The sequence below is a fragment of the Streptomyces sp. B3I8 genome, from assembly GCF_030816915.1.
Classification (GTDB): Bacteria; Actinomycetota; Actinomycetes; order Streptomycetales; family Streptomycetaceae; genus Streptomyces.
Genome location: NZ_JAUSYN010000002.1, coordinates 4176000 through 4189537, shown reverse-complemented (window position 1 = coordinate 4189537; position 13538 = coordinate 4176000). Strand labels below are relative to the sequence as shown.

At 67.9% G+C, this 13538-nt stretch carries 19 protein-coding genes and 1 pseudogene; 1 reads left to right on the top strand and 19 read right to left on the bottom strand.

What is annotated here, in order from left to right; all coding sequences use genetic code 11:
- Positions 1-196: 196 nt before the first annotated feature.
- The gene (gene rpsI, locus QFZ64_RS20840; protein ID WP_307067914.1) at positions 197-709 is read right to left on the bottom strand and encodes a 30S ribosomal protein S9; all 513 of its coding nucleotides are present in this window, start codon (positions 707-709) and stop codon (positions 197-199) included.
- A gap of 43 nt (positions 710-752) precedes the next feature.
- Positions 753-1196 (bottom strand): 50S ribosomal protein L13, encoded by a 444-nt coding sequence (gene rplM / locus QFZ64_RS20835; protein ID WP_006140889.1) that lies wholly within the window; start codon positions 1194-1196, stop codon positions 753-755.
- Positions 1197-1606: 410 nt separating this feature from the next.
- Here rplM and QFZ64_RS20830 point away from each other — a divergent pair, with 410 nt between their 5' ends.
- The gene (locus tag QFZ64_RS20830; RefSeq protein ID WP_307067912.1) at positions 1607-2488 is read left to right on the top strand and encodes a hypothetical protein; all 882 of its coding nucleotides are present in this window, start codon (positions 1607-1609) and stop codon (positions 2486-2488) included.
- A 73-nt stretch (positions 2489-2561) separates the two neighbouring features.
- On the opposite strand, the gene truA is transcribed toward QFZ64_RS20830, so the two are convergent.
- The 17 genes and pseudogenes from truA to QFZ64_RS20745 all read right to left on the bottom strand — a co-directional run bounded on the left by truA (position 2562) and on the right by QFZ64_RS20745 (position 13534).
- Entirely contained in the window at positions 2562-3431 is an 870-nt protein-coding gene (gene truA / locus QFZ64_RS20825) for a tRNA pseudouridine(38-40) synthase TruA (protein WP_307067910.1), read from the bottom strand.
- A 134-nt stretch (positions 3432-3565) separates the two neighbouring features.
- Entirely contained in the window at positions 3566-4066 is a 501-nt protein-coding gene (gene rplQ, locus QFZ64_RS20820) for a 50S ribosomal protein L17 (protein ID WP_307067908.1), read from the bottom strand.
- Positions 4067-4197: 131 nt separating this feature from the next.
- The gene (locus QFZ64_RS20815) at positions 4198-5220 is read right to left on the bottom strand and encodes a DNA-directed RNA polymerase subunit alpha (RefSeq protein ID WP_003966937.1); all 1023 of its coding nucleotides are present in this window, start codon (positions 5218-5220) and stop codon (positions 4198-4200) included.
- Positions 5221-5474: 254 nt separating this feature from the next.
- Positions 5475-5883, bottom strand: a pseudogene (gene rpsK / locus QFZ64_RS20810) (30S ribosomal protein S11).
- A gap of 65 nt (positions 5884-5948) precedes the next feature.
- Positions 5949-6329, bottom strand: a complete 381-nt coding sequence (gene rpsM, locus QFZ64_RS20805; protein ID WP_024883210.1) for a 30S ribosomal protein S13 — start codon at positions 6327-6329, stop codon at positions 5949-5951.
- 191 nt (positions 6330-6520) lie between these two features.
- Complete coding sequence (rpmJ, locus tag QFZ64_RS20800) at positions 6521-6634, bottom strand: 50S ribosomal protein L36 (RefSeq protein WP_003998809.1); 114 nt, start codon at positions 6632-6634, stop codon at positions 6521-6523.
- 68 nt (positions 6635-6702) lie between these two features.
- On the bottom strand, positions 6703-6924 hold the full coding sequence (infA, locus tag QFZ64_RS20795; RefSeq protein WP_003948620.1) for a translation initiation factor IF-1: 222 nt from the start codon (positions 6922-6924) through the stop codon (positions 6703-6705).
- Between the two features lie 190 nt (positions 6925-7114).
- On the bottom strand, positions 7115-7951 hold the full coding sequence (gene map / locus QFZ64_RS20790) for a type I methionyl aminopeptidase (protein WP_307067905.1): 837 nt from the start codon (positions 7949-7951) through the stop codon (positions 7115-7117).
- Between the two features lie 306 nt (positions 7952-8257).
- Positions 8258-8920: an adenylate kinase gene (locus tag QFZ64_RS20785; RefSeq protein WP_307067904.1), complete on the bottom strand. Its 663-nt coding sequence runs from the start codon at positions 8918-8920 to the stop codon at positions 8258-8260.
- On the bottom strand, positions 8920-10233 hold the full coding sequence (gene secY, locus QFZ64_RS20780) for a preprotein translocase subunit SecY (protein ID WP_307067902.1): 1314 nt from the start codon (positions 10231-10233) through the stop codon (positions 8920-8922). The genes QFZ64_RS20785 and secY overlap by 1 nt, the downstream gene beginning before the upstream one ends.
- 234 nt (positions 10234-10467) lie before the next feature.
- Positions 10468-10923: a 50S ribosomal protein L15 gene (rplO, locus tag QFZ64_RS20775; RefSeq protein WP_307067901.1), complete on the bottom strand. Its 456-nt coding sequence runs from the start codon at positions 10921-10923 to the stop codon at positions 10468-10470.
- 2 nt (positions 10924-10925) lie between these two features.
- Positions 10926-11108, bottom strand: coding sequence for a 50S ribosomal protein L30 (gene rpmD / locus QFZ64_RS20770; protein ID WP_006140898.1), 183 nt, complete (start codon positions 11106-11108; stop codon positions 10926-10928).
- Between the two features lie 2 nt (positions 11109-11110).
- The gene (rpsE, locus tag QFZ64_RS20765; protein ID WP_307067899.1) at positions 11111-11716 is read right to left on the bottom strand and encodes a 30S ribosomal protein S5; all 606 of its coding nucleotides are present in this window, start codon (positions 11714-11716) and stop codon (positions 11111-11113) included.
- A gap of 43 nt (positions 11717-11759) precedes the next feature.
- Positions 11760-12143, bottom strand: coding sequence for a 50S ribosomal protein L18 (rplR, locus tag QFZ64_RS20760; RefSeq protein ID WP_307067897.1), 384 nt, complete (start codon positions 12141-12143; stop codon positions 11760-11762).
- 3 nt (positions 12144-12146) lie between these two features.
- The gene (gene rplF / locus QFZ64_RS20755; protein WP_307067895.1) at positions 12147-12686 is read right to left on the bottom strand and encodes a 50S ribosomal protein L6; all 540 of its coding nucleotides are present in this window, start codon (positions 12684-12686) and stop codon (positions 12147-12149) included.
- A gap of 24 nt (positions 12687-12710) precedes the next feature.
- Complete coding sequence (rpsH, locus tag QFZ64_RS20750) at positions 12711-13109, bottom strand: 30S ribosomal protein S8 (RefSeq protein ID WP_307067893.1); 399 nt, start codon at positions 13107-13109, stop codon at positions 12711-12713.
- 239 nt (positions 13110-13348) lie between these two features.
- Positions 13349-13534, bottom strand: coding sequence for a type Z 30S ribosomal protein S14 (locus QFZ64_RS20745; protein ID WP_003956452.1), 186 nt, complete (start codon positions 13532-13534; stop codon positions 13349-13351).
- Between the last annotated feature and the right edge of the window lie 4 nt (positions 13535-13538).

Below are 13538 nucleotides of genomic sequence, written 5' to 3'. Positions count from 1 at the left end.
GTACCGCGCGAACCCGCGCCGGAGGGTTCATACCGGAAAGTACCGGAAGTTACGGGAAGGCCATACCCCAAGCCGCCTGAACCTGTGGTAAGACCGCCCCCCGACAAACGCACCGCCCCGGCGGCACGGGATGTGCCTCCGGGGCGGATACGGCGGTACGGCGTCCGGACGCCGGTGGAGGCGGTCCGGGGTGCGACTAGCGCTTGCTGTACTGCGGGGCCTTGCGGGCCTTCTTCAGACCGGCCTTCTTGCGCTCGACCGCACGGTCGTCGCGGCGCAGGAAGCCGGCCTTCTTCAGCGGGGCGCGGTTGTTGTCCACGTCCGCCTCGTTCAGCGCGCGGGCGACACCGAGACGGAGCGCACCGGCCTGGCCGGAGACACCGCCGCCGGAGATGCGGGCGACGACGTCGTAGCGGCCCTCGAGCTCGAGCACCTTGAAGGGCTCGTTGACTTCCTGCTGGTGCACCTTGTTCGGGAAGTAGTCCTCGAGGGTGCGACCGTTGATCTTCCACTTGCCGGTGCCCGGGACGATCCGGACGCGGGCGATGGCGTTCTTGCGACGGCCCAGGCCGGCGGCCGGCTGGGGCTCGCCGAAGCGGGACGACAGCGACTCGGAGGTGTACTCGCCCTCGACGGGCACCTCGGACTCGCTGGTGTAGCTCTCGATGTCAAGCTCTTCGAGCGGCTGCTCGGCAGTGGTCTCGGCCACGATTCTCCTCAGATTCTCTTCTGGTCTTAGGGGGTGGCCGGACTTACTGCGCGACCTGGGTGATCTCGAACGGCTGCGGCTGCTGCGCGCCGTGCGGGTGCTGGTCACCCTTGTAGACCTTCAGCTTCGAGAGCATCTGACGGCCCAGAGTGTTCTTGGGGAGCATGCCCTTGACGGCCTTCTCGATGGCCTTCTCGGGGTTCTTGTCCAGCAGGTCGTCGTAGCGCACGGAGCGCAGACCACCCGGGTACCCGGAGTGGCGGTACGCCATCTTCTGGGTCCGCTTGTTGCCGGACAGGTGCACCTTGTCGGCGTTGATGATGATGACGAAGTCACCGGTGTCGACGTGAGGCGCGTAGATCGGCTTGTGCTTGCCGCGCAGGATGGAGGCAGCTGTGGAGGCCAGACGGCCCAGGACGACGTCCTGAGCGTCGATGACGTGCCACTGGCGCGTCACATCGCCGGGCTTGGGGCTGTACGTACGCACGGTTCGTAGCCTTCGCTTCTTCAGTGAATGGTCCTGACAAGGTCACCGAAGACGATCACGACAGCCCTGACCGCATGGCGGCGACGCAAACCGCGTACATGGGGTCGCTGGTCATCGGTCCCGGAGACCGGTGTAAGGGCCCCTCACGTGAGAATGAGCAAGCCAATACACACAACGAACTAGAAGAATAACGGCGCCACCCCGGACGGGTCAAAACGGCCACCCGACCTGGGCACGAATGACCGCTCCGGGGCAGCTCCGGGGCCACGTCGTGATCGCGCCGGGATCGCCTCGGGGGCGGACGAGGCGCCGACGCGGGACCGGGCCGGGACCGGGCCGGGGGCGGCGCCGGGGGCGGGGCCACCCGGGGGATGGACCGCGCCGCGCCCGGCCCGTCTAAGATGCGGCGCATGAGTTATGGGCAGGGGGAGCCCCCGTGGGATCCCTGGAAACCGGGCTCCCAGCAACCGCAATGGGGCAATCAGAGCACCAGTGACGCACCGGACTGGGCCGCACTCGCCGACGCCTCGGCGTCGCGCAACAAACGGCGCCGGCTGTTGCTGATCGTCGGCGGCGCCGTCGCCACGGTCGCCGTCGGCACCGCCGTGGCGATGGCCGTCATGTCCGCGAACAGCGGGTCCGACGACAAGTCCGCCGGCAGTCTGCCCGGCAGCGCGAACGCCTCCGGCGGCTCCGCCTCCGCCGCGGAGCCCTCGTTCGACCCCACCTCCGCCCCGCCGCCGCTGGACCCGCTGGAGTTCATATCCAGCGCCGCGAAGGACAAGGCGGCGCTCAGCCCGGACACCCTGTTCCCGGGCTCACAGGTCACTCTCGACTCACGCGTTTACACGAAGCACGCCCGCTCCTCCACCACCAACTGCGCCTCCGCCGTCCGCGGCACGCTCCCCAAGGCGCTGACGTCCAACGGCTGCACCCGCGTCATGCGCGTGACCTACACCGCCAAGGGCGGCGTCGCCGTCACCGTGGGCGTCGCCGTCTTCGACACCGCGGACGACGCGACCAAGGCCCGCAAGGCCACGGACGACAAGAGCATCCTCACCTCGCTGCCCGGCTCCGGCGTCGGCGACTTCTGCCGCACCGCGGTCTGCCGCACCACGCGCAACTCCGTGGGCCGCTACGCCTACTTCACGCTGGGCGGGTTCACCGGCGCCAAGGACGTGACGGCCAAGGACACCAAGGTCTTCACCGCCGGCGACGACCTCGCCGAGTACACCTTCCGCCAGATCCACCGGCGCGGCGAGACCCAGGCCTCCGCGGCCGCCGTCAAGTAGCTCCCACGGGAGCACTCCTGCGGGAAGCGGCTCCACGGGGCGGGGGGCCACGCTCCCGCCCCCGCCAGGCCGCTCAGCAGCACCCGGCGCCGGGCGCCGTCCCCGGCAGGGTGCGCCGGTTGCGCGCCTCCTTGTTCCGCGCGGCGAGCAACTCGTCGGCGGGGTAGCCCACTTCCTCCAGGGTCAGCCCGTGCGGCCGCACGACGTGCACCGCCGAGTCCCGTACCCCCGCCGCGAGCACCTTCGCCGGCCAGTCCGGGCCTCGGTGCCCGTCCCCCACGAACAGCAGCGCGCCGATCAGCGAGCGCACCATGTTGTGGCAGAAGGCGTCGGCGCGGACGGTCGCGGTGACGATGCCGTCCCCGCCGCGCGCCAGGCTCAGTTCCTGGAGGGTCCGGATGGTCGTGGCCCCCTCCCGCCTCTTGCAGTACGCGGCGAAGTCGTGCTCACCCAGCAGCCCCCGCGCCGCCTCGTTCATGACGTCCACGTCGAGCGGCCAGTCGTGCCACAGGACGTGGTGGCGCAGCAGCGGGTCGACGCCGCCGGGGTTGTCGGTGACGCGGTAGGCGTACCGGCGCCAGACCGCCGAGAACCGTGCGTCGAAGCCTGCGGGCGCCTCCTTGAGCGCCCACACGCGCACGTCCCTGGACAGCCGCCCCGCGAGCCGCTTGAGCAGCTTCTCGTGGTGCTCGGCCCACACCTCGCGCGGCAGATCGACGTGGGCCACCTGCCCGCGCGCGTGCACACCGGCGTCGGTCCGCCCGGCCACCGTCAGCTCGTAGGTCGTCCCCCCGGACCGGGTGACCGTCCGCAGGGCGTCCTCGATCTCCCCCTGCACGGTCCGCCGCCCCCCGGCCTGCTTGGCCCACCCGGAGAACGCGGTTCCGTCGTAGGAGAGATCGAGCCGCACACGCACGAACCCGGGTTCCACTTCGTCACTCACGTACAGATCCTCTCAGCACGACAAAAGCGGGCCCGCTCCTCGAAGGGAGCGGGCCCGCTTGGAAGGGGCGCGAGGAGCCGCGCGATCGACCACGACTGGGCCGCAGCCGCGATCGCACAGTTCCCGGCGGACGCTTACGCGTCCTTGGCCTCCTCGGCCGGGGCCTCGGCGGCCTCGTCCTTCGAGAGGTCCGTCTTGGCCTCGGTGGAGACCTCGGTCTCCTTGGCCGCACGCTTGGTCGCGGCCTCGGCCTCGCCGGTCGCCTCCTGCGCCACAGTCAGCGCCTCGACGAGCTCGATGACGGCCATGGGCGCGTTGTCGCCACGGCGGTTGCCGATCTTGGTGATGCGGGTGTAGCCACCGGGACGGTTCTCGTAGCGCGGGCCGATCTCGGTGAAGAGCGTGTGGACGATGCTCTTGTCCGTGATCACCTGGAGCACCTGACGGCGGTTGTGAAGGTCGCCCTTCTTCGCCTTGGTGACCAGACGCTCGGCGTACGGACGCAGCTTGCGCGCCTTCGCCTCGGTGGTGGTGATGCGGCCGTGCTCGAACAGCGCCTTCGCGAGGTTCGCGAGGAGCAGCTTCTCGTGCGCGGCACTGCCGCCCAGACGGGCACCCTTGGTGGGCTTCGGCATGGTGTTTCTCCTAGGTGTCTGCCCCGGCCGTATCAGGTACCGGAGTCAGTATCCGAGCAGGCGGTCGCCTGTCGGAGATCCGGGGCGCCCTGTCGGACGCCCCGGAGGGCCGAACCGTCGAACCCGAGCCCTCAGTACTGCTCGGTCTCGACGAACCCGGCGTCCGCGTCGTCGTCGGCGCCGAAGGCGTCGGCGGCGGCGGTGGGGTCGAATCCGGGCGGGCTGTCCTTCAGGGCCAGGCCCATGCCGGCCAGCTTCGCCTTGACCTCGTCGATCGACTTCGCACCGAAGTTGCGGATGTCGAGCAGGTCCGCCTCGGACCGCGCCACGAGCTCACCCACGGAGTGGATGCCCTCGCGCTTGAGGCAGTTGTACGAGCGGACGGTGAGCTCGAGCTCCTCGATCGGGAGCGCGAGGTCGGCCGCCAGCGCCGCGTCCGTCGGGGACGGACCCATGTCGATGCCCTCGGCGTCGATGTTCAGCTCGCGGGCGAGACCGAACAGCTCGACCAGGGTCTTGCCCGCCGACGCCATGGCGTCGCGCGGCCGCATCGCCTGCTTGGTCTCGACGTCGACGATCAGCTTGTCGAAGTCGGTGCGCTGCTCGACACGCGTGGCCTCGACCTTGTACGTGACCTTCAGGACCGGCGAGTAGATCGAGTCGACCGGGATCCGGCCGATCTCCTGGCCGACCTGCTTGTTCTGCACGGCGGAGACGTAACCGCGGCCGCGCTCGACCGTCAGCTCCATCTCCAGCTTGCCCTTGCCGTTGAGCGTGGCGAGGACGAGGTCGGGGTTGTGCACCTCGACACCGGCCGGGGGCGCGATGTCGGCGGCGGTGACCAGACCCGGGCCCTGCTTGCGCAGGTACATCACGACCGGCTCGTCGTGCTCCGAGGAGACGACCAGCTGCTTGATGTTGAGGATCAGGTCGGTGACGTCCTCCTTGACGCCCGGCACGGTGGTGAACTCGTGCAGGACGCCGTCGATCCGGATGCTGGTGACGGCGGCACCGGGGATCGACGACAGGAGGGTGCGGCGGAGGGAGTTGCCGAGGGTGTAACCGAAGCCCGGCTCCAGCGGCTCGATCACGAACCGGGAGCGGAACTCGTCGACGACCTCTTCGGTCAACGAGGGACGCTGAGCGATCAGCATGTGTGGATCAGATCCTTCTTTCGTGGACGCCCGCTATTTGACGTCCGACGGAAACCGCACTCGGTGAGAAGTACGGGTACTGCAAGGGTACGGGCGGCACGGCCCTTGCGAGCCGTACCGCCCAGAACCCCGAGCCGAACCGGGCGGCCGTGCGTCGGACGCGACGACGCTTCGGCGGCCGGCAGCCGTGCCGCGACATCGTGGGGGACGACCCCCACACCCCCAGCCGGATACCGGTCGGCCGAGGCCCTGCGTCAGACGCGGCGACGCTTCGGCGGCCGGCAGCCGTTGTGCGGGGGGGGTCGGGGTGACGTCCTGGATGGAGCCGACCTCGAGGCCCGTGGCCTGCAGGGAGCGGATCGCGGTCTCACGACCGGAACCCGGGCCCTTGACGAACACGTCGACCTTGCGCATGCCGTGCTCCTGCGCGCGACGGGCGGCCGACTCGGCGGCCATCTGCGCGGCGAACGGCGTGGACTTCCGGGAGCCCTTGAAGCCGACGTGGCCGGCGGAGGCCCAGGAGATCACGTTGCCGGTCGGGTCGGTGATCGACACGATCGTGTTGTTGAACGTGCTCTTGATGTGCGCGTGGCCGTGAGCGACGTTCTTCTTTTCCTTGCGGCGCACCTTCTTGGCAGCGCCCTGACGTCCCTTGGGGGGCATGTCTTCTCCTACGGGAGGTGGTCGGTCCTACAGCGAAGACCGCTGGACGGCGAAGTCGCTGAGGACTACTTCTTGCCCGGCTTCTTCTTGCCGGCGATGGCGCGACGCGGGCCCTTGCGGGTACGGGCGTTGGTGCTGGTGCGCTGACCGCGGACGGGCAGACCGCGGCGGTGCCGCAGACCCTGGTACGTGCCGATCTCGACCTTGCGGCGGATGTCGGCCTGGATCTCGCGACGGAGGTCACCCTCGGTCTTGATGTTGCTGTCGACGTACTCGCGGATCGCGACGAGCTGCTCCTCGGAGAGGTCGCGAACGCGGGTGTTCGGGTCGACGCCGGTTGCGGCCAGCGTCTGCTGCGAAAGGGTCCGGCCGATGCCGAACACGTAGGTGAGGGCGATCTCCACGCGCTTTTCGCGCGGAATGTCAACACCGGAAACGCGTGCCATTCAATGGCTCCAGTTGATCTTCGGAGGTCTTCCGCAGGACCGGCTCCCAGCCGCCGTACGAGGTACGAACTGGGTCCCCGGCCTCCGAACCGGGGGTGTCGGACCTGTGTGCCAGATCCGGGCCCTGCGTATGAACAAAAACTGCTCGCGTCGCGCGAAATTCTGCGAATCGCAGAGGGTGCGGTCCTGTGTCAGCCCTGGCGCTGCTTGTGGCGCGGGTTCTCGCAGATGACCATGACCCGGCCGTGACGGCGGATCACCCTGCACTTGTCGCAGATCTTCTTGACGCTCGGCTTGACCTTCATGGGTGTGAGGTTCTCCGGGTCAGTTGCCGGCGGACCCGCGCGGAAGACACGCGGGACGTGGGCAAGATCTACTTGTACCGGTAGACGATCCGGCCACGCGTCAGGTCGTACGGAGACAGCTCCACCACGACCCGGTCGTCAGGGAGGATGCGGATGTAGTGCATGCGCATCTTGCCGCTGATGTGTGCCAGGACCTGGTGGCCGTTCTGGAGCTCGACCTTGAACATGGCGTTCGGAAGAGACTCGACGACAGTGCCCTCGATCTCGATGGCACCTTGCTTCTTGGCCACGCTTCGCCCTTCGAATCGACTACCTTGATCGACTTCGATACGTCCGCATGCGGACATGCGGGTGCACGAGAGCCGACGAGTCAGTCTACGTCAGCGCACCCTGAAAGGCGAAACGAGGAATCCTGCCCTGCCGCCGAGATCATCATGCCAACGGATCCCGATGTCGCCGCGAAGCCACACACGCCCGCCATCAGCCCAACGGATCCGGCGCCGCCGTGATGCCCAGCTCCGCCAGCTTCGCCCGGCCTCCGTCGGGTGCCGTGAGTACGAGCGGGCCCTGTTCGGTCAGGGCGACGGAGTGCTCCCAGTGGGAGGACCAGGTGCCGTCCGTCGTGATGACCGTCCAGTCGTCCTGGAGGACCTCGGTCTTCGGGGTGCCGAGGGAGACCATGGGCTCGATGGCCAGGCAGGTGCCGGGGACCAGCTTGGGGCCCTTGCCGCGCCGGCGGTCGACGTAGTTCAGCAGGTGCGGATCCATGTGCATCTCGGTGCCGATGCCGTGGCCGCCGTAGTCCTCGATGATCCCGTAACGGCCGCCGCCGGGCTTCGGCTGGCGGCGGATGTACGTCTCGACGGCACGGGAGATGTCCACGAGCCGGTTGCCGGCCTTCATCGCGGCGATGCCGGCCCACATCGACTCCTCCGTCACCCGGGAGAGCTCGATCAGCTCGGGGGCGTGGCCGGAGCCGACGAACGCGGTGTACGCGGCGTCGCCGTGCCAGCCGTCGACGATGGCGCCGCAGTCGATGGAGATGATGTCGCCGTCCTTGAGCACGACCTCGTCGGACGGGATGCCGTGCACCACGACGTCGTTCACGGAGGTGCAGATGGTGGCCGGGAAGCCGCCGTAGCCGAGGAAGTTCGGCTTGGCGTTGTGCTCGGCCAGCACCTTGCGGGCGACCTGGTCCAGATCGCTGGTCGTCGCACCGGGCACGGCCGCCTCACGCGTGGCCGCGTGAATGGCCGCGACGACCAGCCCCGCCTCGCGCATCTTCGCGATCTGCTCGGGGCTTTTGATCTGCACCATGACGGCAAGCGCCTTTCTGACCCGGAAAAGGTACGGACCCTGTCAACAATACGGCGCCGGGCGTCCCGCCCGGGGCGCCCCCTGTAGGAGCGCGGGGAACTGCGCGACCGGCCACCACGAACCCGCACCCGCCCCCGAGGCGCCAAGGGGCTCGAAGTGGCACAGCGCCTTCAGGGACGGGAAGGGCAGGGGCGGCGGGGCGAGAGAACCCGCCGCACCGCCACCCGCACCGCCGCACGCGACGACCGCGGCCCCCGCCAGGGGAACCGCGGCCGGAAAAGCGAAAAGCGAGAACCGGGCGCCGCCCTACTGCGGCGCCCCCTCGCGCTGCAACGCGCGCATCGCCCGCCCCGTCACGTCATCGACCTTCCCCAGCGCCGAGATCGTCACGACGAGCCCCTGCGCCTTGTAGTAGTCGATGATCGGCTCGGTCTGCGTGTGGTAGACCTCCAGCCGCGTCCGCACCGTCTCCTCGGAGTCGTCGTCGCGCTGGTACAGCTCGCCCCCGCACGTGTCGCACACACCGTCCGTCTTCGGCGGGTTGTACGTCACATGGAAGACGTGGCTGGAGTCCTTGCGGCAGATGCGCCGCCCTGCGATCCGCTTGACGACCTCGTCCTCCGGGACCTCCAGGTCCAGCACCGCGTCCAGCCGCATGCCCTCTTCCTTGAGCATGTCGTCCAGCGCCTCGGCCTGCGAGACGTTGCGGGGGAAGCCGTCGAGCAGGAACCCACCGGCCGCGTCGGACTGCTCCATGCGGTCCTTGGCCATGCCGATGGTGACCTCGTCCGGCACCAGGTTCCCCGCGTCCATGTAGGACTTCGCGAGTTTGCCCAGTTCGGTCTGCCGGCTGATGTTGGCGCGGAACAGGTCGCCCGTGGAGATGTGCGGGATCGACAGGTTCTTGGCCAGGAACGCGGCCTGCGTTCCCTTCCCGGCCCCGGGTGGCCCGACGAGGACAATTCGCATCAGCGGAGGAACCCTTCGTAATTGCGCTGCTGGAGCTGACTCTCGATCTGCTTCACGGTCTCGAGACCGACACCCACGATGATCAGGATGCTCGTCCCACCGAACGGGAAGTTCTGGTTCGCCCCGAAGCCCACCAACGCCATTGTCGGTACAAGAGCGATCAGACCCAGATACAGCGAACCCGGCCAGGTGATCCGGTTGAGTACGTAACTCAGGTACTCGGCGGTCGGCCGGCCAGCCCGGATGCCCGGGATGAAGCCACCATACTTCTTCATGTTGTCGGCGACTTCTTCGGGGTTGAAGGAGATCGCCACGTAGAAGAAGGCGAAGAAGACGATCAGCAGGAAGTACAAGGTGATGTAGACCGGGTGATCGCCCTTCACCATGTTCGTCTGGATCCAGGTCTTCCAGCCCGAGTTGCTCTTCGAGAACTGCGCGATCAGAGCCGGGATGTAGAGCAGCGACGACGCGAAGATGACGGGGATCACACCCGCCTGGTTGACCTTCAGCGGGATGTACGTCGAGGTGCCGCCGTAGGAACGGCGGCCGATCATCCGCTTCGCGTACTGGACGGGAACCCGGCGCTGGGCCTGCTCGACGAAGACCACGAGGCCGACCATGACGAGGCCGACCAGGATGACCGTGCCGAACTCGATCCAGCCGCCGGCCAGCGAGCCCTGGGTCTTGATGGCCCACAGCGCGGACGGGAAGGTGGCGGCGATCGAGATGAACATCAGGATCGACATGCCGTTGCCGATGCCGCGGTCGGTGATCAGCTCACCGAGCCACATCACCATGCACGTACCGGCGGTCATGGTGATGACCATGGTGATGGTCATGAAGATCGACTGGTCGGGCACGATCGACGTGGCGACCGGGCAGCCGCTGAACAGTGCGCCGCTGCGGGCGGTGGCCACCAGGCCGGTGCCCTGGAGGATGGCGAGGGCGACCGTCAGGTACCGCGTGTACTGCGTGATCTTCGCGGTACCGGCCTGCCCCTCCTTCTTCAGGGCTTCCAGGCGCGGGATCACCACGGTCAGCAGCTGCAGAATGATGCTCGCCGTGATGTACGGCATGATGCCCAGCGCGAAGATCGTGATCTGCAGCAGCGCGCCACCACTGAACATGTTCACCAGACCGAACAGGCCCTGGTTGCCCTTGGCGACGTCGATACAGGTCTGCACGCTCTTGTAGTCGACGCCGGGGATCGGGACGTGGGTACCGACGCGGTACACCACGATGATCGCGAGCGTGAAGAGCAGCTTCTTGCGCAGGTCGGGCGTCCTGAACGCCCGGGCGAAGCCGGTGAGCACGGTGCCTCCTGCGACCCCCGCGCACGTGCGTCAGAGGTGACGATTGGTGAGGTTCGACGAATACATAACGGCTGCCGGCCTCTCCTGGTGCCCGAGTGGGGCATCCGGCGAAACTTGACAGCGCAGGCCACCTTACCGGCGACACTGCCCCCCTAGGAACGACCAACCGGGGATACCCCAAATGTGGGGTATCCCCGGTCGGATTCGTTCATGTCATCGGCGCGCCCGACAGGGTCAGACGAGCTCGGTGACCGTGCCGCCGGCGGCGGCGATCTTCTCCTTGGCGGAGCCGGAGACGGCGTCGACCGTCACCTGCAGCGCCACGGAGACCTCGCCCTGGCCGAGGACCTTGACGAGGCTGTTCTTGCGAACGGCACCCTTGGCCACCAGGCCCTCGACGGTGACCTCGCCACCCTCGGGGTACAGCTCGGCCAGCTTGTCGAGGTTCACGACCTGGTACTCGGTCTTGAACGGGTTCTTGAAGCCCTTGAGCTTCGGAAGACGCATGTGGAGGGGCATCTGCCCGCCCTCGAAGCGCTCCGGAACCTGGTAACGGGCCTTGGTGCCCTTGGTACCACGACCGGCCGTCTTGCCCTTCGACGCCTCACCACGACCCACACGGGTCTTGGCGGTCTTGGCGCCCGGGGCCGGACGGAGGTTGTGGATCTTGAGCGGGTTGTTCTCCGCCATGATCAGTCGACCTCCTCGACCGACACGAGGTGGCGGACGGTGTGCACCATGCCGCGGAACTCGGGACGGTCCTCCTTGACGACCTGCGTGTTGATGCCCTTGAGACCAAGGGAACGCAGGGTGTCGCGATGGTTCTGCTTGCTGCCGATGTAGGACTTGACCTGCGTGATCTTGAGCTGCGCCATGATTACGCACCTGCCCCGGCACGCGCACGCAGCAGGGCGGCGGGAGCGACGTCCTCGAGCGGCAGACCGCGGCGGGCCGCGACCTCCTCGGGACGCTGCAGGCCCTTGAGGGCCGCCACGGTCGCGTGCACGATGTTGATCTGGTTGTCGGAGCCGAGCGACTTCGACAGGATGTCGTGGATACCGGCGCACTCGAGCACGGCGCGCACCGGGCCACCGGCGATGACGCCGGTACCGGGGGACGCGGGCTTGAGCAGCACGACGCCGGCAGCCTTCTCACCCTGGATGGGGTGAGGGATGGTGCCCTGGATGCGGGGGACCTTGAAGAAGTGCTTCTTGGCCTCCTCAACACCCTTGGCGATGGCGGCCGGCACCTCCTTGGCCTTGCCGTATCCGACGCCCACGGTGCCGTCACCGTCGCCCACCACGACCAGCGCGGTGAAGCTGAAGCGACGACCACCCTTCACGACCTTGGCGACACGGTTGATCGCGACGACGCGCTCGACGTACGCGGTCTTCTCGGCGGCGGATGCTCCGCCGTCACGGCCCTTCCGGTCCCGCCGCTCGCCGCCACCGGCACCGCCACCGCGGCGCTGGGGTCCAGCCATTGGAATTACCTCTCTCTGTTTCCGCTAGCGATACGGAACCGGATCAGAACTTCAGACCGGCTTCGCGGGCGGCGTCCGCCAGGGCGGCGATGCGCCCGGCGTACTGGTTGCCACCACGGTCGAACACGACGGCTTCGACACCGGCGGCCTTGGCGCGCTCCGCGACCAGGGCGCCGACCTGCTTGGCCAGCGCGGACTTGTCGCCCTCGCCGCCGCGGATCGACGTGTCCAGGGTGGACGCCGACGCCAGGGTGTGCCCCTTGAGGTCGTCGATCACCTGCGCCACGATGTGACGGTTGGAGCGGGTCACGACCAGGCGGGGGCGCTCGGCCGTACCGGAGACCTTCTTGCGGATCCGGATGTGCCGCCGCTTGATGGCGGTGCGCTTGTAGGCATCGCCCTTGGCGATCTTCTGCCCGTATGCCATGGCTTACTTACCCGCCTTTCCGACCTTGCGGCGGATGACTTCACCCTCGTACTTGACACCCTTGGCCTTGTACGGGTCGGGCTTGCGCAGCTTGCGGATGTTCGCCGCGACCTCGCCCACCTTCTGCTTGTCGATGCCCTCGACCGAGAAGCGGGTGGGGGCCTCCACCTTGAAGGTGATGCCCTCGGGTGCCTCGACGGTGATCGGGTGGCTGTAGCCGAGCGCGAACTCGAGGTTCGAACCCTTGGCCGTCACGCGGTAACCGACACCGCTGATCTCGAGCTTCTTCACGTAACCCTGGGTCACGCCGGTGATCATGTTCGCCACCAGCGTGCGGGACAGGCCGTGCAGGGCCTTGTTCTGACGCTCGTCGTTCGGGCGGGTGACGCTGAGCACGCCGTCCTCGCCCTTAGCGATCTCGATCGGCGCCGCAATGGTGTGCGACAGGGTGCCCTTGGGCCCCTTCACCTGCACCTGACGGCCGTCGATGGTGACGTCCACGCCGGCGGGAACCGCGATGGGGAGCTTGCCGATGCGCGACATAGCTGTTTCCTCCGTTCCCTTCCGCTACCAGACGTAGGCGAGGACTTCCCCACCCACGCCCTTCTTGCCGGCCTGCTTGTCGGTGAGGAGCCCATGCGACGTGGAGATGATCGCCACGCCCAGGCCGCCCAGCACCTTCGGCAGGTTGGTGGACTTCGCGTACACCCGGAGACCGGGCTTGGAGATCCGCTTGATGCCCGCGATGGAGCGCTCACGGTTGGGGCCGAACTTCAGCTCCAGGACGAGGTTCTTGCCGACCTCGGCGTCCTCGACCTTCCAGCCCGTGATGAAGCCCTCCTGCTGGAGGATCTCCGCGATGTGAGACTTGATCTTCGATGCCGGCATCCCCACGGAGTCGTGGTACGCCGAGTTCGCGTTACGCAGACGCGTGAGCATGTCTGCGATCGGATCAGTCATGGTCATGAATTGGCCTTCGGCCTCTCTCGCCGGGGTTTCCTGGTGCGCCATCCCTCTCCCCGATCCGAGACGGGACGGGTGCGGCGCGGTGGACCTACGGCGTAGTAAGCATTCATTGGCGGGTGGACCCGCGTACGTACAAGGGCACGGCAGGCGCCCAACCCCGCAAGCCTACGGCATGCGGGGCGGGCCTCCTGCCGACCCCAGTTGCTTACCGAGAGCCCTGGTGCACCCCAAGTGGGGTTTTACCAGGAGCTCTTGGTCACGCCCGGCAGCTCGCCGCGGTGAGCCATCTCACGGAGGCACACACGGCACAGGCCGAACTTGCGGTAGACGGAGTGCGGACGCCCACAGCGCTGGCAGCGGGTGTAGGCGCGCACGCCGAACTTGGGCTTGCGGGCAGCCTTCGCGATCAGAGCCTTCTTCGCCATCTCG